Annotated in this window: 23 protein-coding genes; 7 read left to right on the top strand and 16 right to left on the bottom strand. The window is 46.1% G+C overall.

The features are described 5' to 3' along the window. Positions 1–14: 14 nt before the first annotated feature. A complete protein-coding gene (gene mutY / locus FC83_RS13390) occupies positions 15–1,112 on the bottom strand; it encodes an A/G-specific adenine glycosylase (protein WP_035453510.1) in 1,098 nt (365 codons plus the stop codon). After that, entirely contained in the window at positions 1,109–1,906 is a 798-nt protein-coding gene (gene recX / locus FC83_RS13385; RefSeq protein WP_057002876.1) for a recombination regulator RecX, read from the bottom strand. Before recX ends, mutY begins: the two co-directional genes overlap by 4 nt. Before the next feature lie 73 nt (positions 1,907–1,979). Between recX and rlmD the strand changes: the two genes are divergently transcribed. The 3 genes from rlmD (at position 1,980) to FC83_RS13370 (ending at position 4,862) form a co-directional block, all read left to right on the top strand. After that, positions 1,980–3,359 (top strand): 23S rRNA (uracil(1939)-C(5))-methyltransferase RlmD, encoded by a 1,380-nt coding sequence (gene rlmD, locus FC83_RS13380; RefSeq protein ID WP_035453509.1) that lies wholly within the window; start codon positions 1,980–1,982, stop codon positions 3,357–3,359. A gap of 15 nt (positions 3,360–3,374) precedes the next feature. Beyond that, positions 3,375–3,851: a nucleoside 2-deoxyribosyltransferase gene (locus tag FC83_RS13375; protein WP_035453508.1), complete on the top strand. Its 477-nt coding sequence runs from the start codon at positions 3,375–3,377 to the stop codon at positions 3,849–3,851. A gap of 201 nt (positions 3,852–4,052) precedes the next feature. Further along, the gene (locus FC83_RS13370; protein ID WP_052004740.1) at positions 4,053–4,862 is read left to right on the top strand and encodes a 3D domain-containing protein; all 810 of its coding nucleotides are present in this window, start codon (positions 4,053–4,055) and stop codon (positions 4,860–4,862) included. A gap of 220 nt (positions 4,863–5,082) precedes the next feature. Here FC83_RS13370 and FC83_RS13365 read toward each other — a convergent pair whose 3' ends face one another. The 5 genes from FC83_RS13365 to FC83_RS13345 form a co-directional block, all read right to left on the bottom strand. Continuing rightward, a complete protein-coding gene (locus tag FC83_RS13365) occupies positions 5,083–6,648 on the bottom strand; it encodes an MFS transporter (RefSeq protein WP_035453507.1) in 1,566 nt (521 codons plus the stop codon). Positions 6,649–7,073: 425 nt separating this feature from the next. Then, on the bottom strand, positions 7,074–8,453 hold the full coding sequence (locus tag FC83_RS13360) for a threonine/serine exporter family protein (RefSeq protein ID WP_057002875.1): 1,380 nt from the start codon (positions 8,451–8,453) through the stop codon (positions 7,074–7,076). Positions 8,454–9,539: 1,086 nt separating this feature from the next. Continuing rightward, positions 9,540–10,718 (bottom strand): hydroxymethylglutaryl-CoA synthase, encoded by a 1,179-nt coding sequence (locus FC83_RS13355; protein ID WP_057002874.1) that lies wholly within the window; start codon positions 10,716–10,718, stop codon positions 9,540–9,542. Continuing rightward, positions 10,719–12,005 (bottom strand): hydroxymethylglutaryl-CoA reductase, degradative, encoded by a 1,287-nt coding sequence (locus FC83_RS13350; protein ID WP_057002873.1) that lies wholly within the window; start codon positions 12,003–12,005, stop codon positions 10,719–10,721. It abuts the gene before it with no gap. Between the two features lie 2 nt (positions 12,006–12,007). Beyond that, positions 12,008–13,195, bottom strand: a complete 1,188-nt coding sequence (locus tag FC83_RS13345; RefSeq protein ID WP_035453505.1) for an acetyl-CoA C-acyltransferase — start codon at positions 13,193–13,195, stop codon at positions 12,008–12,010. 146 nt (positions 13,196–13,341) lie between these two features. Here FC83_RS13345 and FC83_RS13340 point away from each other — a divergent pair, with 146 nt between their 5' ends. Then, positions 13,342–13,632, top strand: a complete 291-nt coding sequence (locus tag FC83_RS13340) for a hypothetical protein (RefSeq protein ID WP_035453503.1) — start codon at positions 13,342–13,344, stop codon at positions 13,630–13,632. Here the strand turns inward: FC83_RS13340 and galU are convergent, their stop codons facing one another. From galU to map, 7 genes are all read right to left on the bottom strand, one after another. Then, entirely contained in the window at positions 13,633–14,511 is an 879-nt protein-coding gene (gene galU / locus FC83_RS13335) for a UTP--glucose-1-phosphate uridylyltransferase GalU (RefSeq protein WP_035453501.1), read from the bottom strand. It abuts the gene before it with no gap. 105 nt (positions 14,512–14,616) lie between these two features. Further along, positions 14,617–15,537, bottom strand: a complete 921-nt coding sequence (locus tag FC83_RS13330; RefSeq protein WP_052004734.1) for a YihY/virulence factor BrkB family protein — start codon at positions 15,535–15,537, stop codon at positions 14,617–14,619. 74 nt (positions 15,538–15,611) lie between these two features. Next, on the bottom strand, positions 15,612–17,525 hold the full coding sequence (locus FC83_RS13325) for an FtsX-like permease family protein (protein ID WP_057002872.1): 1,914 nt from the start codon (positions 17,523–17,525) through the stop codon (positions 15,612–15,614). Next, the gene (locus FC83_RS13320; RefSeq protein ID WP_035453500.1) at positions 17,522–18,283 is read right to left on the bottom strand and encodes an ABC transporter ATP-binding protein; all 762 of its coding nucleotides are present in this window, start codon (positions 18,281–18,283) and stop codon (positions 17,522–17,524) included. Before FC83_RS13320 ends, FC83_RS13325 begins: the two co-directional genes overlap by 4 nt. Positions 18,284–18,377: 94 nt before the next feature. Continuing rightward, a complete protein-coding gene (locus tag FC83_RS13315) occupies positions 18,378–19,370 on the bottom strand; it encodes a sensor histidine kinase (RefSeq protein WP_052004728.1) in 993 nt (330 codons plus the stop codon). Further along, the gene (locus FC83_RS13310) at positions 19,363–20,046 is read right to left on the bottom strand and encodes a response regulator transcription factor (RefSeq protein WP_035453499.1); all 684 of its coding nucleotides are present in this window, start codon (positions 20,044–20,046) and stop codon (positions 19,363–19,365) included. Before FC83_RS13310 ends, FC83_RS13315 begins: the two co-directional genes overlap by 8 nt. 96 nt (positions 20,047–20,142) lie before the next feature. Further along, complete coding sequence (gene map / locus FC83_RS13305; RefSeq protein ID WP_035453497.1) at positions 20,143–20,934, bottom strand: type I methionyl aminopeptidase; 792 nt, start codon at positions 20,932–20,934, stop codon at positions 20,143–20,145. 139 nt (positions 20,935–21,073) lie between these two features. Between map and FC83_RS13300 the strand changes: the two genes are divergently transcribed. Continuing rightward, positions 21,074–21,523, top strand: coding sequence for a flavodoxin (locus FC83_RS13300; RefSeq protein ID WP_035453496.1), 450 nt, complete (start codon positions 21,074–21,076; stop codon positions 21,521–21,523). Positions 21,524–21,539: 16 nt separating this feature from the next. Beyond that, positions 21,540–22,016, top strand: a complete 477-nt coding sequence (locus tag FC83_RS13295; RefSeq protein ID WP_235184303.1) for a GtrA family protein — start codon at positions 21,540–21,542, stop codon at positions 22,014–22,016. Positions 22,017–22,019: 3 nt separating this feature from the next. On the opposite strand, the gene wecB is transcribed toward FC83_RS13295, so the two are convergent. After that, the gene (gene wecB / locus FC83_RS13290) at positions 22,020–23,162 is read right to left on the bottom strand and encodes a non-hydrolyzing UDP-N-acetylglucosamine 2-epimerase (RefSeq protein ID WP_035453494.1); all 1,143 of its coding nucleotides are present in this window, start codon (positions 23,160–23,162) and stop codon (positions 22,020–22,022) included. 109 nt (positions 23,163–23,271) lie between these two features. After that, the gene (locus FC83_RS13285; protein ID WP_035453492.1) at positions 23,272–23,895 is read right to left on the bottom strand and encodes a TetR/AcrR family transcriptional regulator; all 624 of its coding nucleotides are present in this window, start codon (positions 23,893–23,895) and stop codon (positions 23,272–23,274) included. Positions 23,896–24,289: 394 nt separating this feature from the next. Between FC83_RS13285 and FC83_RS13280 the strand changes: the two genes are divergently transcribed. Then, positions 24,290–25,525, top strand: a complete 1,236-nt coding sequence (locus FC83_RS13280; RefSeq protein WP_035453490.1) for an aminopeptidase — start codon at positions 24,290–24,292, stop codon at positions 25,523–25,525. Positions 25,526–25,948: the final 423 nt, after the last annotated feature.

Below are 25,948 nucleotides of genomic sequence, written 5' to 3'. Positions count from 1 at the left end.
CTGTATTACTAAGTCTATTTTTTAGATAGGTCCGCTCTTTTCAATAACTTTTTTTGCAAGGTTGCCTGAGCCTGGTCGCCTAGCCGGGCTTTGGGGACAAAGTAGCCGGGGAAATACGCCACATCTGCTTGTGGGTCGCCAAGCTTGGCCCCAAATAAGTGAATGGTCCAATGCAGGTGCGTAAATACATGGACCACCGGCTTTAGTTTCAGGTCTTGTACTTGGGTTAAAGCCAGATTGTAGTTGTGGGCAAAGTAAGTCTGCAGAGCTTGGGGAAGGGTTTGTTCAGTCACGTCTAAGTCACTTAAATCCACCAAAGGTAAGGTGGTCAAGCCCCCCAGTAAGCCTTGTTCTGGCCGCTGTTGCAATAAATAAGCCCCCTGGGCATTTTGAATCACCAGGGCAATTAACTGCACTTTTTTTTGACGAATTTTCTTAGTTTTTACCGGAAAATCCAATTGGGTGCCGGTCTGATAACTGGTGCAGTATGCTTGAATAGGACATAGTAAACAGGCCGGATCTTTAGTGGTACAGATGCTAGCTCCCAGATCCATCACCGCCTGGTTGAAATCCCCCGGGCGCTGGGGAGGCAACAAAGGTTGAATAACTTGGGCAAAATGGGGCCGGGCCTTAGATTGGCTGATGTCAAAGTCATCGGCCAATAAGCGACTAAAGACCCGATAGGCATTGCCGTCCACAGCCGGTACCACTTGCTGGAAAGCAATGCTGGCAATGGCCCCGGCGGTGTAGGGCCCAATCCCAATGATGTTTTCTAATTCTGCGGCTGTTGTGGGAAATTGGCCATCATAGTCCGCTAGTAACTGCTGGGCCGCCTTTTTCAAATTACGGGCCCGGGAATAATAGCCCAGCCCCTCCCATAGCTTCAAAAGTTGGGTTTCGTCAACTTGGGCTAAGGCCGTTAAATTGGGTAAAGCTTGGGTAAAACGCTGAAAGTAAGGCAGGACGGTCTGGACTTGGGTTTGTTGCAACATCACTTCGGACAACCACACCAAATAGGGATCGTGGTTTTGGCGCCAGGGCAAATCCCGTTTATTGGTGTCATACCAGGTTAAAAATGTTGTTTGAAAGGCCGCGACATCGTTGGGATTCATGCGTCAGCCTCAGCCTTCTCATCCAGATAGTGTTGAATATCATCAATGGCAAATCCCTTACGATATAGCGTCTGTTTGATTTTTTGTTTGCCTTGGGGTAACGTGGCATAGCGGCGCCATAGTTTATCCCCAGCTTTGGTCAGGGCATCTTGTTCATCACGGCTATCCTTTTGTAAATCAGCAGCATCCAAAGCCGCCTTGATCACATCCATGTCAAAACCCTTTTGCAATAAGTTCTGTTTGATCTTTTGCTGCAGGGCAAAAAAGGATTTACCCCCAGTATGCTGGCTCAACTTTTCCACCCAGGCCAGGGCATTGTCCACCTGGGTTTCTAAGGGATATTCGTCGGCCATGGCCATGTCGATCATGGGAGCGTCAATGCCCTTTTGCCGCAGCTTGCCGGCGATGGTCCGGGGCCCTTTTTTAGCAATGCGGATATCGGTGCGGATCAAACTTCGGGTAAAGTTCTCATCATCTAAATAGTTCAACGTTTTTAATTTGGCGATAACGTTTTGAATCACCGGCGTGCTATAATCTTTGTCATACAGGTCGTTTTTAACTTCCTTCACCGAGCGCAGTTGGTGGGACAAATAATCCAGGGCCCGACTATAGGCCTTGGCGTTATTGTCCGCATTTTTGATCTTGGTCACTTCAGCTTCTGTGAGCTCTTGGCCCTTGGCTAAGACGAACTGGATCAAGACCGATTCGGCCACGGGAAAGGCGTATTCGTCATCTAAATAAATACTGTATCTATCTTTATGGTGCTTTTGCACCTCAATTTTGGTAATCTTCAATTATAAGACCCACTTTCTTCAGTCCTATTCAGTCTAGCAAGCCAAAAAATTACTGTCAATTAAAGGAGTACTCATGCAAAGCAAGTCCAAAAATGTCGACGTCACCGTCGGCCAAAAGTTTCCCTTAACCATTAAACGCCTAGGCATCAATGGGGAAGGCATCGGTTATTTCAAACACAAAATTGTTTTTGTCCCCGAAACCCTGCCCAATGAAGTCATCACGGCTAAAGTCATTGCCGTGGCCCCCCATTTCATTCGGGCCAAGGTTCAACGTCTGCGCACCGCCAGCCCTGACCGGGTCAAGCCGGTGGATCCCTTATACGGCAAGGTGGGTGGCTTAGATTTGGAGCATATGAACTATAATGCCCAACTGGCCTTTAAACGGGACGTGGTGGCCCAATCCTTAGAAAAATTCAAACCCCAGGGTTATGAAAATTATGACCTGCGCCCCACAATTCCCTCAGCCCCCTATCAATACCGTAATAAAGCCCAATTTCCCGTGGCTTTACAAGATAACCACGTGATTGCCGGCCTTTATGAAGAAGGCAGCCACCATTTGGTGAACGTGAAGGCCATCAATACCCAAATGCCCGTGGTAACTAAAATCATCAACCAATTAAAAACTGTTCTAGAGGATTTAAAAACGCCCATTTATAATGAACGCCGGCAAAACCCCGGGGTGCGGACATTGGTGGTCCGGGCCAGTGCCACCACCGCCGAGATCCAAGTCACGTTAGTGGTGTCTGATCCGGAATTATTGCGGGACAACGCCCTGTTTGCGGCCATTCAAACTCGCATCCCGGCCATTACCTCCTTTTTCATCAATGTTAATCCCCATAAAACTTCTTTAATTTGGGGGGAAGACACTACCCATATCTTTGGGACGGAGACCATTACAGAAAAAATCAACGGCAAGACGTTCAAACTCTCCCCCCAAGCTTTCTTCCAATTAAATCCTAAACAAACCCAAACCCTGTACAAACTGGCCACTGAAGCTTTTGACTTCAACGGTTCGGAAACGTTAGTCGATGCTTACTGTGGGGTGGGCACGTTGGGGATCACCATGGCCGATCGGGTGAAGACCGTCCGGGGGATGGACATCATTCCTGAAGGTATTGAAGATGCCAAAGCCAATGCCAAATTAAATGGCGCCAACAATTGTCATTATGAAGTAGGTAAAGCCGAAGTCTTGTTGACAGACTGGTTTAAAGCCGGCCAACGCATTGATGCCCTGGTGGTGGATCCACCCCGCACCGGTTTGACGGAGGCCTTAGCCAAAGCAATTGCCCGGGCTAAACCTAAACAATTCGTCTATATTTCTTGTAACCCTTCCACCTTGGCCCGGGATCTGGTGGCACTAAGCCAAGCTTATTCGGTGGATTACATTCAATCCATCGACATGTTCCCCCAAACAGCTCGCTGTGAAGCCATTGTTAAATTATCTTTGAAATAATCGGAGGTTAGCGCCATGTTAATTTATTTTGCCAACAGTTTATTTTCCAATGCGGATCGCCTGTACAATCAAAACCTGGTAGCGGCCATTCGCAAGACCTATCCGGAAGTTGAGGTCTACTTACCCCAAGAAAATGCCAGTATCAATGATAAAAGTGCCTATGGGGATGCTAAAATGATTGCTCAAGCAGACACGGACCGAGTCTTGAAGAGTCAATTGTTGATCGCCGTCTTGGATGGGCCGGTGATTGATCCTGGGGTGGCCGCTGAAATCGGCATCGCCTATGCCAAACAAATTCCTGTCTTGGGCCTTTATACCGACAGTCGGCGCCTTGGCGCAGATAACCCGCAAAAACTAGCGGCCTTAAAGCAAGTCGCTGAAAACCAATTTGCTTATATCAACTTGTATGTTGCTGGTTTGGTGAAATTAAACGGTGAAATCTTGACCGATGAAGGCACCCTAGTGCAACGGATCGGTAATTACCTAGCTTGATCGCCAAGTTGCCCCTATCTTTGATGTGAAATTGATAACAATTGTAATCTAAGGCCCCTTATGTGACAGCAATGTTAAGCCATGTGACAGTTTGGTTACATCTCCATAACGTTTCGGTTTAATCCAACTTTTTTCTTCATTCCTCTTGTATAGTGGAACAGTAATCAACACGGAAGAAAAATTTTGGAGGCAATTATATATATGAAACTGCGCTATTTACTTTTAACTGCAATGACTTTAGGAACGGTCACCACTGGTGCCTTAGCAACCACTGCCACTTCAACGCCAAATACGGTTTCTGCAGCCACCACTGGGGATACACCGTTAGATAAGACGATGTATGCCACTGCAGCCACTACTGTGAACGCAGCCCCTAACTGGTTGCCTTCAGCTCAAGTTTTAGCTGCTGGGACAGCTTGGCATATTTCTGCCAGCCGCGTGGTCAACAACCAAGTTTGGTATGAAGTTGGCGGTAATCAATGGGTCAATGGGGCGACTATGTCCGACAACCCAACTGCCTCCCCAATTGATGCGACGCTTTACGTGGCTTCCCAATATGGGGCAGCAGTTTACAATTCCCCTTATACGGGCAACGTGAAAACTGGCCAAGTTTTAGATAAAAACTCTGGTTGGAAAGTGACAGCTCAAGTAAACGTCGGTGGCGATACTTGGTATCAAGTGGGCGGCGACCAATGGGTCTGGGGGCCAGATATGACTTTTGACCAACCTGTTACTCAAGCCCCTGGTGTTGTGATGAACGCTACGGCTTATGATCCCCGGGTATTAGGCAACTATACCTTTGGTTATGATACCGTCGCTGCTAACTTAAACGTCTACCCTCGGGGGACGAAGTTACGGATTACTTTTGGCGATGGCTCAATTAAAGACTATGTGGTTCGGGACACCGGTACCTTCGCTTATGCCAACCCTAACCAATTAGACATTGCGATGCCAAACTGGCAAGCTATGCAATTCGGCCGGCAAAATGTCACCGTTAGCGTGTTGTCTTAAAACTTAATTTGACTATACTAATAGCGTCGCAACTGAGATTTCAGTTGCGACGCTATTTATTTGGCCTGGTTGCTACCAATTTTTATGATCACCCAGGTCAATATGGAAAAACTTGGCCACTGTCCTGTTGCTAGAACCTTTTCGCCCATTAAAAATACGCCTGCCTAAGACAGCAGGTTTTGATGATTTACCTCTCTACTTAAGTAGGCGTATAGCCGCGTTATTTTTTCTTTTTATCTATATGTGATTCTTCATACGTTTGGTTGGGCCAGAGTTCGTTATATGGATGACCGGTCAGCTCTTCAGCCACTTGCTTAGCTTCCGGCGTAACATCTTTCTTGGAACCACCATTTTGCAAGCGGTTAATTTCCGACTGCAAAACTTCATGAGTCTGCCGATTCAAGCGGAAGGTCCACGATACAACCAACGCAATTGCCACCAGTACGATTGGCGCAATCACAAAGAGCCAGGCAACCCGATCAGTTATCCCAGCTGCCTGCTTAGAGGCGGTTGAAACATAACCAAACTCTTCCAACAAAATTCCGGCAAGCCAAGTTGCCAAAGCCCCAGTGGATTTACGGAAGAAAGTCATAACCGCCGCGTATGTGCCGGCCTTGTCACCACGGGTCATTATATGATCAACATCAGGAATGAACGGGAAAACGTTCCAAGGTGTAAATTCCAGAATCCCGCGAGAAAGTTGATAAATAATGGTGATGATAACCAAAATTACAAAGGGATTATGAATATGCAAGAAGTAAGTCACACCATAGCCAATCATCGCCACAATAATGCCAATGTAGGAAACACTGTATAAAAAGCGGGGGCCATGGGTAATCATCAACTTAGCTGCCAGTAATGTGGATAAAATACCGAAAACAGCAAAGGCGTTAAGAACCCAAGGCGTGTTAGATGCCATTCCCATACAGACAACAATAAATGTCGGTAACAGCGTCGCATAGAAATCTTTACCAGTAAAAGAGAAAATATAGATCGTTAAATGCTTGCGAAAAGCCGAATTACGGAAAGTTTGACCATAGTCGTGCAACGTTTCCTTAAGATATTGTCCAAAAGTGAGTTTTGGTCTGGCGTCTAATTCCGCAATAAATTCTTTTGTGAGCGGTCGTTCCCAGGTCATCCGATAAGAAGTATAAATTGCAACGACAAACAGGACAGTCCACAAGATACCGGCAAAAAGATAGGCATTCTTTTTAGCTTGAGCACTTGGTAATGACTGCAGAATAGCCAAGATGAAAAATACCAGTGATGTCCCGGTCGCGGAGATGAACATTCTGGATCCAGACAAAATGGTTCGTTTGGTGTAATCCGTCGTCATTTCGGTTGGCAGTGTTTCCCAAGGAATTAGGATCATCCCAACAAATATTTCAGTCAGCGTATAAACAACGAGATAATAAACAAAATCATGGCCTGGCCCAAAAATAGCAGTTGCCGGCACCCAAAATGCCAAAAACGAAATTGCAAAACCAATCAAGCCAACGAACATCCAAAAGTGCCGGCGACCGTACTTTTGACCCAGCCTGGTTTTATAAAAGCCATCCGTAATCGTGCCAAATGTCAGGGAAAAAATAGCATCAAAGATCCGCGCAATACCGGTAATTGCACCAGCCATAGCGGGATTAAGTCCGACTGACAAAGTTAAGTACGCAAAAATAACACCTGAAACAATGTTGTTCCAACCACCGCCCATTAAATCAGTTAGGCCGTAAGCAACCCCCCGCTTGACATTGATTTCCTTAGGCGTATAAACCCAACGGTTATGATTCATATGATTCATCCTCTCTCTACTTGAATAAGACCGTAAAAACTGCAACCAGCGCTACTTAAAATATAAAATACAATCATGCCCAATCCATATGTAACATTTTTCACAAGAATAGCCACATTTTAACCAATTGCTGTATTTATTTACCCTCCTTACCAGCTGTTGCTTAAAAAAATAGGCAAACACGCTAGAATGCATAACTGATATGCTAGTATATAAGAATGCGTTTTCATTGTAATCGCTGACAACCTTTTTGTCAACTCTTCGTCAGCGCTGTCTGAAAGCTTATAAATAGCGTCACAGCTTAAACTTAGCTGTGACGCCATTTTTCTAGACCTCTAACGACCTTCCCTTGACCGGCTCTGGGAAAGAAGACGCCAATCAAAAAAATACTGCACCAGGCCTTTAAGCCCAATGCAGCTGTGTTATCAATCAAAATGACGCCAATCTTTATCGAATAAGACCCGGGCCACAAATAAGCCAAAGGGTAAGAACATGATGATCAAAGCGGCTCTGGTGAGCCATAAAGCCCCCACCCCGATGTTATTAAAGCCAATGTTATATACGGCCCGGTAAATGTACAGGCCCGGGACCATGATGACAATGGACGGTACGGTGAGGGAAATTCTAGGATAGCCATTGTAGCGGTTGATCAAAGACGCTAAGATCCCTGCTAAAAGCGCCCCACAAAAGGCTGCCGCGCTGGGGGGAATGTTGGTCAGATCCACCAACTCCAGCCGCAAGGTATTGGCTAAGGCCCCCATCATGCCGGCTGTGGCTGCCATTTTCCGGGAGCTATTGAACATGATAGAGAAGCCGTAGACCCCACAAAAACTGGCGGGTAACCGCAGTAACATCAAGGTTAAGGGACTAAGCCCCAGGGGTAAGAAGTTGGCGGGCTTTAAGTCCACCACTAAGGCCACCAACCAACCCACTAAAGTGGCTACGATAGTGATCATAATGGCGTAGGCCAGGCGCTCAAGCCCGGAGCGCATGTCCAATTTGGAAATATCTAACATACTGGTAATGAAGGGAAAACCGGGGATCACGAAGAGCATGGCCCCGATGTAGCCGGCTTCATGGCCTGCAGGTATATGTAACAAGGCTTCGATGGTTTTGAAAATTACCAGGTAAGTCAGACAAGACACCGCTACCCCCACGGCAACGTTAGCGATAGTGGTCATATGCCGATCAATCATTTTCCGACGGACATAGTTCCCCAAACCGGCCCCAATGAAGGCACAGACCATTTCCGGCCAGCCGCCACCCAGCAGAAAAATAAAGCCGGCACAGGCAATAGCCGCGGCTAACCCGGCATCTAAGGGCGCATAGTTACCCTTTTGGCTTTGAATTTTATCGATTTCTTTGTGGATCTGTTGAATCGTCAACGGCGCATAAACTGTTTCAAATTCTTTGACAAAATGTTCTAGGGTATTTAATTTATCTGTATTCACCCCAGTATTGGCCAAGGCCAAGACTTGGGAATAACTGTGGCCATTGGCAAAACAGGTAAACTGAATGGAGGTGAAACCAATATCGGCGGAACAAGTCACTTCTAGATCCCGGGCGATGGTATTCATGGCATCTCTGACGCGCCAAGCCCCGGTACCACAAGATAACATCAAAATACCCACTCGGCCCACCACCGATACCTTTTCCCGCAGGGTCGCATCTTTGGCCGTGACGCCAGTATCTCTGGCAAAGTTTTGCCAAAGAATGGCCATATGATGGCGGCTGGACAGTTTGACCCGTTTTTTGGGACTGATCTTCTTGGGACTAGTGGCGTCGAAATGTTGTTTTTGGGTCATAAATTAGCCTTCCTTTTGAATATCTACACATTGAATATCTACACAGCATTACACTAACACACAATTATAGCATCAAAAAAGTGCAAACTAAAAGACCATTCTGTCGGCGTCCGGCACAATGGTCTCTCAGTTTGCATTTGCGGAAGTTGGATAAGTTATATCCCACTTAATTAAGAAAACTTGAATAATGTTCCACCTCTGTAATTCTATTCAATTGTAGTCAGTTATCGGTGACATGTCTGCTATTTTTTATGACTGTCTACTATAACATGCTCAAATGGTTGATGTTCAAAAGCTAGACTTTTTCAGTACACCAATGACTGGTTTTGGTTCGGAAATATGCCTAGTTATCAGACATACACCTCCACATTAGTCTAAATTTTTTTGGGACAAACACGTTTATGGTATCAACATAAACTATGCTTGTTGCGCAGGCGCTGAGCTTTTTCAATTAGTTAATCCGGTAACCTTACCGAAAGCCATAACTGATATCGAAGCCAACTCGGGTATTTCTTGTTTCGAGAAGAAACCCTCAAACCATCGCACATTTTTGTACCACTAAATAACTTGTGACGCTTACTTAATGCTTGTTACATCAATGCTCGATGCTTGTGACGCTTGATACATCTGAAACTAGTTCTGTCGTAAAAAACCTCAAATGGTACATCAGACCATGATCTGCTTAACGCGTTTCATTATCTTGGTACACGAATCTTTTAATTGATTACGCTGGAACTGTTGATTGGTACTTCGTACTTGGCACCTGGTTCTCAAATTCTTAATGTCGCTTGGTTCATAGTTCTTGGTTCTAATAACTCATCATACGGCTATTGCCGTACTCCGACACAATATCGATATTGTTAGTAACGGAAGCCATGGGATGAATCGCTTCAACCATGGTTCAGTGTTGCTTGAAACAATTCAATTCATAGCGGATCAGGCTCTGCCTTGAATTGCTTTGGTAGGATAATCTCTTATCCCTTCCGCACTTATAATATAGCATATAATGTATGCGTTTGCAACTTTTGAACCAAAAAAAATCGCCATCTTTTAAAATGGCGAAATAACAAGCTTTCAAAGATCTTTTCAGACTGATTTAGCCCCGGCTTTATACTGCCGTTGTTTAGCTTGAATACCGGCGAAATAATAGGGGGCATTTAGGTCAGTGGTGATCAGTTTTTGGGCTTCGATGCCAGGGGTCAATTGTTTCTTAAATTGGGCTTCATATTCTGCAATACTTAACTTGGTCCGATTTTCAAACATTTCCAAGTAATGCATGGGATCAAGCATGTCCAAGTAATTTCCCTGCAAGGTCCCGGAGAAGAATTCCCCCACAGCCCCGGAGCCATAACTGTACAGCCCAATACGCATCCCTGGTTGCAACGTCATATCATTGTTGATCAAGGACAAAAAGGCTAAATATAATGACCCAGTATAGATATTGCCAATGCGGCGGCTATACAGCGTACTTTGTTGGTAGTGCTGCTGTAAGCTATCTTGATGGGCAGCGTCGGTTTGATCCAAGACTTTCCGTAAGGCTTTTAAGCCCATTTTGGTATAAGGCAAGTGGAAGACCATGGCCGCAAAGTCGCTGAGTTGATAGCCAGTTTGTTGTTGATAGTCTTCAAAGACCATTTGGAAGAATTTGATGTAAGCTTCGTTGGAATACTTACCGTCAACTTCGGCGATCAATTGATCCAGGGGCCGCCAAAAGTCGTTGATTTCTGAACTGTAATAAGCTGAGCGCATATCTAAGGCCAAGATTCTCGGATTAGCGGCCACCAATAAGGCCACGGCACCAGCACCCTGGGTGACTTCTCCCGAGGTATCCAGCCCATAGCGAGCAATATCTGAACCAATCACTAGCGCTTTGGCCTTGGGGTTTTGGGCAATATGCAACTTGGCAAACTGCAAGCCCGCCGTTGCGCCATAACAGGCTTCTTTAATTTCTAAGACCCGGGCTTTATTGGAAATACCTAACAGGCGCTGAACGTATAATGCACCAGCCTTTGAGTTATCCACCCCAGATTCGGTGCCCAAAATTACCAAATCAATGGCAGCCTTATCTGCATCGCTTAAAATTTGGGCGGCTGCATTGGCGGCCATGGAGATGGTATCTTGAGATAAGGGTGCCACAGCCATTTTATCCTGGCCAATGCCAATAGTGAACTTATCAGGATCAATTTTGCGATGAATGGCTAATTCTACTAAATCCACATACTGATTTGGTGTGTACATGCCAATCTTATCAATGCCAATTTCCATTTACGATTCTCTTTTCTTTTGTTTGTCTTTTAATAACGCTTGTGCTGTTTTTAAATTGGGTTGTGTACTTTGACTTAATTTTTCCTGTAACCAAGTAATTTCCGCACCTTTAGCCCCGGCGGCAATGGCCAAAGACTTGTACTGCAGATGCATATGCCCTTTTTGAATACCATCGGTAACTAGGGCCAATAAGGCCGCAAAGTTAGACGCCAAGCCGATGGCCGCAATTTGCGCCTGCAAAATCTGGGCATCTTCAACCCGTCCCAAGTGTAAATTAGCCTGAGCCATGGGGACGATGCCAATGGAGCCGCCCACTGCCCCCACTGGTAGTGGCACAGCTAAGCAGCCCGTTAAAGTGGTGTTGGCCGCATCCAGGGTCCAAGTACTCAAGGCCCGATACTGCCCGTCGACCACGGCATAACTATGGATCGTGGCTGCCAAAGCCCGGGTATCGTTATCATAGGCTAACGCCACAGCGTTGACCCCATTCATAATGCCCTTATTATGGGTCACAGCCCGGCCCACATCTAATTGGGCAAACTTAGCCGCTTGGGCTATCTGTTGCGCCACGGCTAAGCCAGACCGGTTTTTTTGGGTGAGGGCGGTCACGGGTAGTGCTACTGTAGCTATTGTAACATCTTGTGGGGCATAATTGGATAAAATTGCCATTAAAGGTTGGCCCAACGTGGGCTGTAATGCCCGGGCCACGGCTTCACAGATGGTATTGACCATGTTGGCCCCCATGGCATCTTTGGTATCGATCAGCAATTCCAGTTTCACAAATTCATTATGCACCGCCGTGATCTTTTGCTGCCGTAAGCCGCCACCTCGTTTGACGATCGAAGGATAGGCTGCTTGGGCCACAGCGGCAATTTTTTCGCCAGCGCTTTTTAAATACGCCACGGTTGCGGCAATTTTGGCCTGATTGGCCGTGGCATTATCTGTGAAAGCATAAATAATTTGGCCAATGAGCCCCGGGCGATTCACGGTGACCTTAAAACCCCCATGCCGGCCCACGATCCCCGCCGCTTTATTGGCTGCGGCAATCACCGAGGGTTCTTCCGTGACCATGGGAATTTGATACAGTTGGCCATTAATGGTCACATCTTTAACGACACCCTCTGGGAGGGAAAACTCCGTCAACTGGTTTTCCACCATGCTGGTGGCCACTTGTTCGGGGATAGGTGTATTGGCCAGTAACGTTTCGTAATCAGCAGCACTCAATAACCCCTGGGCTTTGAGCTGAGCCAGGCGCGCTTGTCGACTTAATTCATAAAATTTAACCACTATTACCTCCGTGTAATCTGCATGGCTACGCCTAGGCCGCCCCCGATGCACAAGGAAGCAATACCGGTTTGCTTATCTAAGCGCTGTAATTGGTATAATAAGGTTGTCAAAACCCGAGCCCCCGACGCCCCTAACGGATGCCCCAGGGCAATGGCACCACCAGCCACGTTGACTTTATCCGCGGACAGCTTTAGATCCCGAGCCACAGCCACGGATTGGGCCGCAAAAGCTTCGTTGATTTCATAAAGATCCACATCATCAGCAGCTAAGTGTTGCTTTTTCAACAGCTGATCAATGGCAATCACCGGCGAATAACCCATGATCGATGGGTCGATGCCCACCTCCGTAAAACCATCAATGGTGGCTAAATAATCGACCCCTTGGGCTTCGGCTTGGGCTTTGGACATTAACACCAGGGCAGCAGCCCCATCGTTTAACCCAGAAGCATTCCCCGGGGTCACGGTGCCATGGGCCTTGAAGCTAGGTTTTAGCTGGCTCAAGACCTCTGGATTAGTCGCCGGCCGAATAGCTTCATCCTTGGTATAAACCGTTGTCTTGCCCTTTTTATCCGTCACCGACACTGGGGCAATTTCTGGTGCAAACCAGCCGGCCTGGGTGGCAGTAGCAGCTTTTTGCTGGGATTCAGCCGCATACAAATCTTGGGCCTGGCGATCGATGTGAAATTCTGCGGCAACTTTTTCTGCCGTCAGGCCCATGTGTTCCTTAGAAAAACTATCAATCAGACCATCGTTTAACAAACTATCTACTAATGGGGTATTGCCCATAATCTGACCAAAACGCATGTTAGCCAAAAATGGGGCTTGGGACATGCTTTCCGTACCCCCCACTAAGACGATGTCTGCATCCCCCATAGTGATGGCCGCTCGCCCTAAATGTACCGCCTTTAAACCAGAGCCACAGACTTCATTAATGGTCATGGCCGTGCTAGTCACGGGCATGCCAGCAGCAATGGCAATTTGCCGGGCAATATTTTGACCGGAGCCGGCTTGCAAGACATTGCCAATGATGGCTTGATCGATACTGCCCGGTTCTAGGCCGCTGGCCGCAATCGCTGCTTTAGCCGCCACCGCCCCTAGTTCTTTAGCCGTTAAGTTCACAAACTGGCCCCCTAATTTGCCAATTGGGGTCCGTTTGGCACTTACAATCACGATTTTTTGATTATCAGACATTGAAAACCTCCTGAGGACCAGCCACTTAATGCGCTGGCCCACATATTTAACCGATTGGAATGAAACTATATTATAAGGGATAACCCCTTAAAAAAGACAGGCTTTTGATCATTTTAACCAAAATAAAAAAAAGGACTCATTAAATTATGCGTGTATTAGATTTCTTAGCGTTGATCCGTACTTTAAATCGCCAAACCCTATTTTACTTTGAAACCTCAGATAAGACTATTATACCAATCGTGGACTTTAAAATCGAAAATGAGCACTTGGTATTCCTAACCGCCGCTAACCAAAAACCCCGGCAGCAATGGGAGTTGTTTGTCCTCTTACAACAAAAAGAACTGTTGCCCCACCTTCTTTACGTACAAGAAGCAAAGCAACAGTCCCAAGCTGTTTTTGGCTTTCGCCTAGAAAATGGCAAAGCCTTGGTGCAATAATTATTTTAAAGTTTTCGCTAATTCTTTTAAGTAGGCCTTCAATTGATCCTTAACTTCCGGATGTTGTAAGCCATATTCGATGGAAGTCTTTAAGTAACCAAACTTATTACCCACATCATAACGTTGGCCCTTGAATTCATGGGCGAAGACCCGCTGAGTTTTGTTCAACGTATTAATGGCATCGGTTAATTGAATTTCATCCCCGGCACCAGGTTTTTGCGTGTCTAAAATATCAAAGATTTCCGGCGTCAATAAGTAACGCCCGATAATAGCTAAATCACTAGGTGCCTTGTCAACGGCAGGTTTCTCCACGAAACTCTCCACGTTGTACAAGCCATCTTTCATTTTGCTACCGGGAGCAATGACCCCATATTTGCTGACATCTTTATGGGGCACCTTCATAACCGCTAAGGTAGCCGCATGGGTTTCGTTGTAGTCATTGATCAATTGTTTGGTCAATGGCACCTTATCCTTCATTAAATCATCGCCTAACATCACGATGAAAGGTTCATTGGCAATAAAGGACTTGGCCAAATGAACAGCATCCCCTAGACCTTTTGGATAAGACTGCCGGATGAAATACAAGTTCACCCCTAGATTGGTGGTTTGTTGGACTAATTTTAAGAGATCAGTTTTATGTTTAGCTGTTAAATTCTGTTCCAGTTCGGGTGCGGAATCGAAATGATCTTCAATTGGACGTTTGGCTTTTCCCGTGACAATCAAGATATCCTCAATACCAGAGGCTTTGGCCTCTTCCACGATAAATTGGATAGTTGGTTTATCAACGATTGGCAGCATTTCTTTCGCCATAGCTTTTGTGGCTGGCAAGAAACGCGTTCCTAAACCAGCGGCAGGAATAACTGCTTTACGTACTTTCATGAACAAAAACCTTCTTTTTAATTTATTTACACTATTCATCATAGCATTAAAGTCTATGTCTTTGTATACGTTTACGTTGAATTTACATTAAAATCACATTTTGGACTAATTTTTAAATTTTTGCCGAATGTTCTTCACCAGTGGGGTCTTCTTGCCCAGTTTACGCACGTCCACGGCACCATGGCGGCTTTGAGCTAAGACCGCATTGAAGACCGCGCCGAACATATATAGCATGAAAATCAAGTTTAGCCAGAATAATAAAATGACAAAAACACCCAGCGTGCCATAAGACGACCAGCGGCTAAAACGGGTCACATAAAAGGAAAAGCCTTGAGAGATTGCCAGCCAACTCACAGCGGTTATCAAAGTCCCCGGCAAAGCTTCTAATAATTTGACCTTGGCATTGGGCAAGGTGAAATAAGACAACCATAGCAAGAAGAAGATGGTGGCGGTGGTCACTGGCCACTTCCACCTAGAAAATAGCAACAGTACGTCGGCTTGTAGATGAAAGGCAGGTACCAACCACTCTAAAAAGCGCTGGCCAAAGATAAAAATCAAGAAGATGGCAAATAGGGCAATAACAAAACCTAGGGTGAAGAAAAAGGCAATGAGCCGCCGAATCGCCACACTTAATAGGGCTTGGTGGCCATATTGAGGATCCACTTGGTAAGCCTTGTTCACGGACAACCGCAAGATATTAATCCCCCGACTGGCCCCCCATAAAGCCGTCACCGCGGAAATGGACAACAAGCCCCCGGAACTGCTGGATAAAATATCTTGCATGATGGGTATCAGCATTTTAGCCAATTGGGTGGGCAGGCCCATTTTCACATAATCCACCACGGCTTTTACCGGCAGATGAAACAGTGGCAATAAGTTGCCAATAAAAATCAATAGGGGCAGCACGGAAAATAGGATGTAGTAGGTGATCACCTTGGCACTATTGCTCACCTCTGCATCCGTTGTCCGGGCCATGATGGCCGGGATAAATTCTTTAATTGTTGTTTTCAATTTTGCAAATTCCATGATTTAGCCTCGCCTACCTGTTTTCATCCCCTTATCATACCCGATTCCAGGTAAACGTGGCAATGCTGGTTTTTTTAAGCCCCCACGATCCGCTGATAGACTTTGGTGGTCAAGACGTACAAACCTAAGTAGGCGGCCACTAAGATCCCCAGAGTCGTTATGCTAACACCGATCAATAAGTTTAGGTCATACATAGAAAAGACCTGTAGCACACTTTTGATGGCGGGATAGGCGAATAGTAAATGCACCACTGCTCCCACAATGGGTAACATAAAGACCATTAACACTTGACTGTGGATGGCCTTTTTACTTTCCCTGCGGCTGAGACCCACTTGTTGCATGGTCTTAAAGCGCTTTTGATCCGCATAGCCTTCAGAGAGTTGCTTGTAATAAATCACCAGAGCGGTGGTGAGACCCATGGTCAAGCTGATGAGCATGCCCACGAATAAGAAGCCCCCAAAAATTGAGCGGAAGAACTTGGCCATCACGACTTTGGCAGAATAACTGTCATTAGGCAGCGCCAACTTAGCTTGCAGCTGGTTAGCAAACTTGGTTTGGGCGCTAGCAGCCCCGGTGGCATTAAACCCGGTGATGTGAACCCAGGGGTTGGGATTGATTTGCCGGGCAATTTTGGCATTGGCTGTCACCACAAACACTGGTTGAAAAATCGAATGGCCGTAGTTGAAGTAGAAGTCAAACTTGGGCAGGATTTTCACCTGGTAAGCCTGGCCGTTGAGCTTCAGTGTTGTGGTGTGATAATGATGATCCGGGGTATACAACAAGACTTGATTCGCCTTGAGTTGTTGGTGCGTCCCTTGGATCCGGTTATAATCGGCCAAGGTCACGGTGGCTAATTGCTGGGTAGCCGCGTTCTCATTGGCCGTGGTAAAACTTGTGGTGGTGAGGCTGCCTGCGCTGGGGGTGGTCATGGCCAAATCTTGCACCCTGCTGGTTTTGATATGGGTGGTTTGGGCCACTTGCTGGATGGTTTGGCGATGTTGGGTGTTCAAAGCATCCTTGGTGATCATCAAAATATCATAGGGATTGTATTGTTTCACCAGATTTTGGCTGCCCATGAACAAACTCATGGCAGCAATCATGGTGACCAAAATTGAGGTACATAACAGACAAATCGAGGCCAAGCCCGCCCCATTTTGTTTCATCCGGTACAACATCCCCGATACCGCAATGAAATGATTGGGCTGGTAATAAAAATTAGGTCGATTCTTTAAAGTTTTCAACAGCACCACACTGCCGGTGATAAACACTAAGTAAGTGCCAATGACCACTAGGATAACGGCTGCCATAAATTGCAGGAAGGTCATGGCCGTGGGTTTGGTGGTCACCGCCAGCCAATAACCGGCGGCTAAAATCACCAGTCCTAAAATGCCGGCGATCCAATGGCTTTTGGGTTCCTGCTCCCCTTTTTCTGACGCTTGCCACAGGTCCATGGGATTGACCCCATGGATGCGCCAAATATCATAAAGCAACATGCCCAGAAAAATCACGGCGAACAAGCCCGCCACATTGACAAAAGCTGCCGGCACAAAGGCTTCTTTGATTTGATCCACCTGCAATAATTGCCTTAAGGCTTGGAAAATCAACTTTAAAAACGTCGCGCCGATCACAAAGCCGCCGATTAATGTGGCCCCAAATAATAGGCCATTTTCAAGAGCCAAGATACCCCGCAGGTCATTGCGAGTCAGGCCTAAAATGTTATAGAGACCCAGCTCTTGATCCCGTTGGCGGATCAAGAAACTGTTCACGTAAAACATAAATAAGACGGAAATAAGCAATACAAAGCCTACGCCAATGCCAATGACGTTTTGCACCAGGGCGCCGTTGGCACTATGTTGAATCGAAGGGTTCAATAAGGTGGCCCAAAAGGTGAAATTCACCACCACCAGGGCAATGCTGGCCAATAGAAATAGCCCATATTGGCGGCGATGGTGCATCAGGCCATGCCAGGCGAGTTTAAAGTGAATCATGACACCCCACCTCCTTGGGCTACCAGAGCCGTTAAGCTATCCGTGATTTTGGCTAAATAATCTGCTTGGCTTTGATCCCCGCGAAAAAGTTCATGATAAATGATGCCATCTTTGATGAACAGGGTGCGTTTAGCATGACTGGCGGTGACGGCACTATGGGTCACCATGATAATGGTCTGGCCCTGCCGATTCACCTGGTCAAATAAATGCAATAAGCTAGCGGCATTATGGGAATCTAAGGCGCCGGTGGGTTCATCGGCCAATAACAGTTCGGGTTGGGTAATCAAGGCCCGGGCAGCGGCCACCCGCTGGCGTTGACCCCCGGAAATCTCGTAAGGATACCGCTTTAAAATTTCCGTGATAGCTAATTCCTTGGCCAAAGGCGTCAGGCGCCGGCGCATTTCTTTCAAAGATGTTTTGGCTAAGACTAGGGGTAAAAAAATGTTATCTTGATTGTTAAAGGTATCTAGCAGATTAAAGTTTTGAAAAACAAAGCCTAAATGAGCCCGGCGAAACTTGGCCGCATCTTTTTCCGGCAATTGATTTAAGTCCAGACCGTTTAAAGTGATTTTGCCGCTGGTGGCCTGGTCTAAGGTGGCCATGATATTTAACAAGGTGGTCTTCCCGGCACCGGATTCCCCCATGATAGCCACGTATTCCCCAGGATCCACGGTGAAAGTGATGTCTTTTAAGGCCGTGACGGTTTGTTGGTCAGCCGTGAAGGTCCGGCGAATGTGTTCTAAGGTTAATAACGCCATAATTTGTGTACTCCTTTATTGAGTTGATAACCCCATTATAAAAGGCTCCCAGGGGGCAAACCAGTTACAGTCCCGTTGGAAACCTTACAAATTGTTATGATCCAAGGCGCACTTGGTCTTTCGTGAAGGTGATGGCCACCTGGGTCCCCTGGCCCACCTGCGAAGTGATGGTCAAGCCCAAGCCCAATTGGTGACTAACTTGCTGGGCCATATATAACCCCATCCCCGTGGCGGCTTGGTGCTGGCGGCCATTGCTGCCGGTGAAGCCGGGTTCAAACACCCGGGGCAAGTCACTGGCAGCAATACCGATGCCCTGGTCTTGGATCAAGAGTTGGTCGGCCTGCCACTTCAAGGTGATCGTACCACCCGGGTTGGCATATTTCACGGCGTTAAAAACCACTTGCTGGATCATGAAACGCAGCCACTTGGCATCCGTCAGGACTTGCAACTTTGGCAGTGCCAGCACCGGCTTTAACCGCTTGTCTACAAAAAACACCGCATATTCCTGAATGATAGGCGTCACCAGATTGGTTAAATCTATCCACTTAAAGGCCAAATCATGGTTGAAATTAGCCAGACGTTCATAGTTCAATAACAAATCCAACTGATTTTGAATCAATACAACCTGTTGTTGCACCGCCGAACTATCGATGGTAGGGTCATTTTCTGCTAGCAAATTTAAGGCAGTTAGCGGCGTTTTGATCTCGTGGCTCCACAGCATCACATAATCTTGATGAGCGTTAACTTGTTGTTGGGCTTGGCGTTGATAGGTTAAACGCTTAGCCTGCAGTTGATTGAAGACTTGGGTGTACTGGCGCAAAACCAGCTCTAAACTGTCTTCTGGCAGGACTTGGCCCGTCTTCAAAGCAATATCTAGGCGCTTTAATTGCTGTTTTTGGACTTGGTGTCGACCGAATATCGCCAAGCCTAACAAGAGCCAGGTATAGCGTAGACTATCCCAAAAGAGCACCGTGGGCAGGGCGTACAGCTTTAACAAGCCCCCTAATAAAGCCAAAGCCAGCCCATAACCCACTACCATGGGCCATTGATTCAGCCATAATGACCAGGTACGTTGCTTGTTAGCCATGGGCCCGCACCAGCCGATAACCCCGGCCCCGTTCGGTCACCAGGCGAGCTCTTAAATCCACCTTGGCCAATTTCTCCCGGAGGCGGCTGATATTGACACTTAACACCCCTTCATCAATGAATAAGCCCCCCTGCCAGATTTTTTGCACCAATTGTTTTTTGGACAGGGTTTGATCGGGATTCAGGAAAAATAATTTTAAGATGGTCCCCTCTGTGGGACTCAATTTCACCGAAGCAATACCGTGGGTCAATTCGTTGTTAAGGATATTGAGGCTATAATCCTCAAAATTCAAAGTTTCCAGGGTGGCGGCACTTCGTTGACTGCGCCGTAAAATAGCTTGGATTTTAGACACAAATACGCTTAAAGCAAAGGGCTTGACGATATAATCATCAGCCCCCGTGGCGATAGCCCGCACGGCGTTAGGATCCATCTCTCCGGCGGAGACGAACATAATTGGGACTTGGGAGGTTTCCCGAATTTTGCCAGTCCAATAAAAGCCGTCAAAGGTGGGCAGTGTAATGTCCATCACGACTAAGTCTGGGTCATAGGCGCTAATCTCTGTAGCCACTTGCTGCCAGTCTTGGACCGTTTGGGTTTGAAATTGCCATTTGGCTAATGCCGTTTGCATGGCTTGGACGATGGTTTGATCATCTTCCACAATAAAAACACGTTGCATGGACTCACTTCCTTGCTAGAATTAGATTAAGTTTACCCGAAATTTGGCCAACAAAAAACCCGCCGGCAAGCAATGCGGGCGAGTTTGGGGTAAATCTTACAAGTATTTCTTATCGAATTCAGGGTCTTGGGATGTTAAAATCTTCGGCCCATCTTTAGTAACAGCTAATGTGTGTTCGTATTGAGCAGAAGGGGTGCCATCGGCGGAGACATAATATTCCCAAGTATCCCCAGGGACGACCCGTGTTGAGATCTCCCAAGTGCCTAAGTTCACCATGGGTTCAATGGTAATGGTCATGCCCTCTTTTAAGCGCAGGCCCTTGCCAGGTTCGCCATAATGGGGCACATTAGGGGCTTCATGCATGCTGGGTTGAATGCCGTGGCCAATTAAGTCCCGAACGTCGCCCATATCATTTTCATCTTCCACGTAGTGTTGGATGGCATAACCAATATCCCCTAAACGATTACCTACAACGGCTTGGTCGATGCCCAAGTATAACGCTTTATGGGTCACGTCCATTAGGCGTTTAATGTCTGGGCTGACTTCACCCACGGCATAAGACCAGCAGGAGTCACTTTGATAGCCGTCTAAAGCCACGGTCATATCCACTTTGACAATATCCCCATTTAACAGGATCAAGTCTTTTCTAGGGATGGCGTGGGCGACTTCATCATTGACGCAGACACAAGTGGCATATTTGTAGCCTTCAAAACCCTTTTCAGAAGGTACGCCCCCGTGGTCGACGATATATTGGTTGGAAAACTCTTCAATTTCCCAACTGGAAATACCTGGTTTGATAATATCTCTTAAGCCTTTGTGCACGTTGGCCAATAGGGCACCAGACTTGCGCATGCCTTCGATCTCTCTAGGTGATTTTAATGTAATCAAAAATTTAACCTCCACATATTGAATTCCTTTCATATTATAAACTTATTTATGAAAAAGTACCAAGTTTGCCAATCGTTTCCGAAAACTGGTTTTTTTTGCTATAATGATTGCTAGTAAATCATTATTTTGGAGGCATTCCATGGCTAGTGCAAAAATTGTATATGCTAGTATGACCGGCAACAACGAAGAAGTTGCTGGTATCGTTGAAGAAGCGTTAGAAAATTTAGGTGTCGATGTGGACACTGTTGAAATATCTCAGGCTGATGCTGAGGACTTTGAAGATGTAGATATTTGCGTGGTCGCCACTTATACCTATGGTGATGGTGAATTACCCGATGAAGCCGTGGACTTCTATGAAGATTTAGAAGAAGAAGACTTAACCGGTAAGATTTATGGTTGCTGTGGCTCTGGGGATACGTTTTATGATGACTTTGGCAAGTCCATCGATGACTTTGCCGCTGTTTTTGAAAAAACTGGGGCTACTAAAGGCGCAGACATTGTCAAAGTAGACTTAGCCCCTGAAGAAGACGATATCGCCCATTTGGAAAATTTCGCCAAACAACTCGTTGAGGCTCAAGAAAAATTATAAGCCCATGGACCCTTTGATGAAAAAAACAAAAGTCCTGATCACCAAATACCGTAACTTTTTAATGTACACGCTTTTTGGGACCTTGGCTTCTTTGGTCAATATTTTGGCCTACTGGCTGTTGGGCCATGCTTTTGGTTGGCCTTATTTGTTGGCGAATTCTTTGGCTTGGTTTATATCCGTCTTGTTTAGTTTCTTCGTCAATAAATCGTGGGTCTTTAAGAGCGCTTATTCCACCTGGACAGAATTTCTCGCAGAGTTTATTTCCTTTATGCTGTCACGAATTCTGTCTTTTTTCGTGGACAATTTCTTAATGTTTGTGGGTATCTCTTTGTTGCAAGTAGCCAGCATTGGGGTAAAAATAATAGACCAAGTCTTAGTTGGTCTACTGAATTACTTAACCAGTGTCCTGGTCTTCAATCGCCGCACCCGCCGCCTCAAGGATACCTACCAACGGGCTAAAGCGCGTTGGGTCAAGTATCGTCAGCACAAGTAAGGGCTATTTGAAGTCTGCTGGCCGCTGGTCACTTTGTTTAAAGTAATATTGAATTGCTGCTAATATGCGTTCAGATGCATGGCCATCGCCATAAGGATTTTTGGCGTTGGCCATTTTGTCATAGGCCGCCTGGTCATCTAACAGGTCGATCATGGCAGCGTGGACTTTTTCTGGATCCGTGCCCACGAGCTTCAAGGTCCCTGCTGTGACCCCTTCTGGCCGTTCGGTGGTATCCCGCAACACTAAGACGGGTTTACCCAAAGATGGGGCTTCTTCTTGCACACCACCAGAATCAGTCATGATGAAATAACTGCGGGCAGCTAAATTGTGGAAATCCACCACGTCCAGCGGGTCAATCAAATGAATCCGGGGATGGTTGCCCAAAATCGCATTAGCCGCTTCTTGGACCACAGGGTTCAAGTGCACGGGATAAATGATTTCAATATCATCATGACTTTCCACCACTTGGCGCATGACCTTAAAGACCCGCCGCATAGGTTCGCCTTGATTTTCTCGCCGGTGCATGGTCACTAAGATCATGCGCTTTTTCGGGTCGATCAAATCTAAGATATCATGATGATAGTCTTCAGAGATGGTCTGTTGTAAGGCATCAATGGCGGTATTGCCGGTAATAAAGACATTGTCCAGGTCATGATTTTCCTTGGCCAGATTGGCTTTACTTTGACTGGTGGGAGCAAAATACAAGTCACTTAAGACGTCTGTTAATTGCCGGTTCATTTCTTCAGGATAAGGGGAATATTTTTGCCAAGTCCGCAGACCAGCTTCTACGTGGCCAATGACCACTTGATGATAAAACGCACTAATGCTGGCTGCAAAAGTGGTGGTAGTATCCCCATGAACCAAGACGATATCTGGTTTTTCTTTGGTGATCACTTGATCCAAGTTCAAAATAACATTGCTGGTGATATCACTTAATGTTTGGCGGGCCTTCATAATATTTAAATCATAATCCGGGGTAATGTGGAAGATTTCTAAGACTTGATCTAACATTTGTCGATGTTGGGCCGTGACGGTGGTGATGGTTTCAAATTTATCAGGATTGTTTTTTAACCGTAATACCAACGGGGCCATTTTGATGGCTTCAGGCCGGGTTCCGAAAACAGTCATTACTTTAATTTTTTTCACAATAATCTCCTTACAAACATATAGTCTCTGGTCATTATAGCAGAGAAAATTGACCGAGGAAAATATTTCCCCAACAAAAAGGCCGACAATCCTGCCGGCCTTTGATGTCTTATAATTGTGCCATTTTGCTATTGCCAAACGAAATATTGGCCATTGACCCCGGTGCCAATTGACTGTTGAAACGATCATGTTGGATAAAGTCGCTGATTTGCGCTTTTAATAAACTGACCATTTGCTTTTGTTCAATGTTGATATAGCCTGAAGATACCAATGAAGCAATCCCTGTGGCAATGATCCAACAGCCCGTTACCAGATCCATCTGCCGATCTTTGGACAGCCGTTTAGCATCCGGATTACTTTGCAGCCGTTCAATGGCTAATTTGTAACAAAATTCCCGCATGGTTTGGACACCAAAATGGTCCTCCACAAAAATAGCCCGATACAAGTGATTGTTTTCCCGCGCTAAATCCACAAAAGCCAAGGACAAGTTGATCAAAGCATCATCGCAATAAGTTCGACCATAAAATTCTGTAACTAAATATTCCTGGACTCGTTGTAAAACCGCGTTTTTCAATTCATCCATACAAGTAAATTCCAAGTAAATCGGTTGCGTGGAACAATTCATCCATCTGGCAATTTTTCGAGCGGTAAAATTCTTAAAACCTTGTTCCAATACTAATTCAAATGCCGCGTCTAAAATATTCTGACGTGTGATCGTTTTTTTCCGAGCCATATGTTCACCTTTTTCCTTGCCTGTAGTTGTGTCGGTTTTTAAGATACGTCTTGTTAGGTAGTTAGTTATTGTTTATAGGCTTATTGTATCGGTAATAGGTTCAAAAAACAACTAAATCTTGTTTTTTTATTATTAGATTGCTCAATAAATCGCATATGACATTATTGTAAGATGCCGGTAAATCAACGTCATCCGCCTCACACGCCATGTAAACTAAGGGATTTTCCTAAAATTAGGCTGTACACGATGTAATATTATTTTATATAAATCAATTAATTTGCTAATTTTTGTCAATAACTTTAGTTATTTTATGACCATCTCCGGTTGGGTTTGCCATTCAAATTCGCTATAATCAATGTACATGATAGCGCTTAACATGAAAGGGAGCTGTTTTATGACTTTACCAAATTTTGAGAAATCTTTGCAAAAATATGCAATTTTAATTGTAGAAACTGGTATTAATGTGACCAAGGGCGATACCGTGGTTTTACAAATCGCGGTGGACCAAGCTGATTTGGCCCGCAAAATCACCGCAGCGGCTTATGACTTAGGGGCGGCAGAAGTTCAGGTGGACTGGCAAGATGATACGGTGCAACGGGCCTTTATCACCCACGCGGCCGACCAGCGCTTAATTGCTGAGCCCCAGTGGCAAAAAGAACGCATCGAAGCTTGGATCGCCCACAAAGCCAAACGCATTTCGGTAATGTCTTCAGACCCCAATGCTTTAGCTGGGGTACCTCATGATCGCGTCAATAGCTACCAAAGAGCTATGGGGCAAATCCGCCAGCACCTGCGGGAAGTCACCCAAAACAATGATGTGAGCTGGACCGTGGTGGCCGCCGCCAGTCCAAAATGGGCGCAATTAGTCTTTCCCGACAAAACCCCTGAAGCAGCCACCGACGCCTTATGGGAACAAATCTTTAAAACAACGCGGGTGAACCAAGCCGATCCGGTGGCTGCTTGGCAAGCCCACGATGCCAAATTACACGAAAAATCCGCTTGGCTGAATCAGCAACAATTTGATGCCCTCCACTACCAAGCTCCCGGGACTGATTTAACCATCGGCCTCCCCGCCAACCACCAGTGGGAAGCCGCCAGCAGTGAAAATGCCCAAGGGGAAACCTTCATGGCCAACATGCCCACGGAAGAAGTCTTTACTGCTCCCGACTATCGCCGTATTGATGGCTATATCGCGGCCACCAAACCCCTGAGCTATGCCGGTACCACCTTAACGGACATGCATTTCACTTTTAAAGGCGGTCAAGTGGTGGCTGCCGGTGCCGCCACGGGCCAAGCCATCTTAGATCATTTGCTGGCCACCGATGATGGGGCTAAAAGTTTAGGCGAAGTCGCCCTAGTCCCAGATCCGTCGCCGATTTCCCAATCTGGTTTAATTTTTTATAACACGTTGTTTGATGAAAATGCCTCAAATCATCTGGCTCTAGGGGCCGCTTATCCCTTCTCCATTGCCGGGGGTACCAAAATGAACGCCCTGGAATTGCAAAAAGCGGGCTTGAACCATAGTTTAGTCCACGTGGACTTTATGGTAGGTTCTAACGAAATGAATATCGATGGGTTGACGAAAACCGGTGAGGTGGTGCCAATCTTCCGCAATGGGGATTGGGCTTAGCCTGTTTCCATAAACTTTAAAAAGCCAGCAAAATAATCAAGCCCACCCGTTCCATCATTAAAATAAATAGATCCAACATAGTTTTGTCACTCCTGTTGTGGCACAGCCAAAGAAATTTTTGTTTTGCTTATCATAACGTTTTTTGACCAAAGTGGGTAGTAGAATGTGCCAATACAACGTTATCCGGACCTACTTGTACTGTCAACCGTGACCCCTCACTAAAGTAAGGGGCTTGAAGTACTTGCTTCAAGTCTGGTTGTCTAGACTCAGTGTCTTTTGGACACTACGTTATCTTGGTGATCACACCTGGGAATGATACCCTAGTTCCCAGCTCTGTGCGGGCACTGTAAACAGTCCTAAGGTCAATGGGACCGTCAACCCGTGAGAAAATCAATGCTAGCCATTGGTTAAGCCTTGATAACC

This window comes from Agrilactobacillus composti DSM 18527 = JCM 14202, assembly GCF_001436375.1.
Classification (GTDB): domain Bacteria; phylum Bacillota; class Bacilli; order Lactobacillales; family Lactobacillaceae; genus Agrilactobacillus; species Agrilactobacillus composti.
Note: the sequence above shows the minus strand (reverse complement) of the source record. Positions and strands in the feature narration are given on the sequence as shown.

Coding starts and splice junctions, on each gene's coding strand:
- FC83_RS13340 (WP_035453503.1), top strand. CDS start 13,342: ATGCGTGTATTAGATTTCTTAGCGTTGATCCGTACTTTAAATCGCCAA.
- FC83_RS13285 (WP_035453492.1), bottom strand. CDS start 23,895: ATGGCTCGGAAAAAAACGATCACACGTCAGAATATTTTAGACGCGGCA.
- FC83_RS13300 (WP_035453496.1), top strand. CDS start 21,074: ATGGCTAGTGCAAAAATTGTATATGCTAGTATGACCGGCAACAACGAA.
- FC83_RS13310 (WP_035453499.1), bottom strand. CDS start 20,046: ATGCAACGTGTTTTTATTGTGGAAGATGATCAAACCATCGTCCAAGCC.
- rlmD (WP_035453509.1), top strand. CDS start 1,980: ATGCAAAGCAAGTCCAAAAATGTCGACGTCACCGTCGGCCAAAAGTTT.
- FC83_RS13325 (WP_057002872.1), bottom strand. CDS start 17,525: ATGATTCACTTTAAACTCGCCTGGCATGGCCTGATGCACCATCGCCGC.
- FC83_RS13320 (WP_035453500.1), bottom strand. CDS start 18,283: ATGGCGTTATTAACCTTAGAACACATTCGCCGGACCTTCACGGCTGAC.
- FC83_RS13345 (WP_035453505.1), bottom strand. CDS start 13,195: ATGTCTGATAATCAAAAAATCGTGATTGTAAGTGCCAAACGGACCCCA.
- mutY (WP_035453510.1), bottom strand. CDS start 1,112: ATGAATCCCAACGATGTCGCGGCCTTTCAAACAACATTTTTAACCTGG.
- FC83_RS13315 (WP_052004728.1), bottom strand. CDS start 19,370: ATGGCTAACAAGCAACGTACCTGGTCATTATGGCTGAATCAATGGCCC.
- FC83_RS13375 (WP_035453508.1), top strand. CDS start 3,375: ATGTTAATTTATTTTGCCAACAGTTTATTTTCCAATGCGGATCGCCTG.
- galU (WP_035453501.1), bottom strand. CDS start 14,511: ATGAAAGTACGTAAAGCAGTTATTCCTGCCGCTGGTTTAGGAACGCGT.
- FC83_RS13295 (WP_235184303.1), top strand. CDS start 21,540: ATGAAAAAAACAAAAGTCCTGATCACCAAATACCGTAACTTTTTAATG.
- FC83_RS13280 (WP_035453490.1), top strand. CDS start 24,290: ATGACTTTACCAAATTTTGAGAAATCTTTGCAAAAATATGCAATTTTA.
- FC83_RS13365 (WP_035453507.1), bottom strand. CDS start 6,648: ATGAATCATAACCGTTGGGTTTATACGCCTAAGGAAATCAATGTCAAG.
- FC83_RS13330 (WP_052004734.1), bottom strand. CDS start 15,537: ATGGAATTTGCAAAATTGAAAACAACAATTAAAGAATTTATCCCGGCC.
- FC83_RS13355 (WP_057002874.1), bottom strand. CDS start 10,718: ATGGAAATTGGCATTGATAAGATTGGCATGTACACACCAAATCAGTAT.
- FC83_RS13360 (WP_057002875.1), bottom strand. CDS start 8,453: ATGACCCAAAAACAACATTTCGACGCCACTAGTCCCAAGAAGATCAGT.
- FC83_RS13370 (WP_052004740.1), top strand. CDS start 4,053: ATGAAACTGCGCTATTTACTTTTAACTGCAATGACTTTAGGAACGGTC.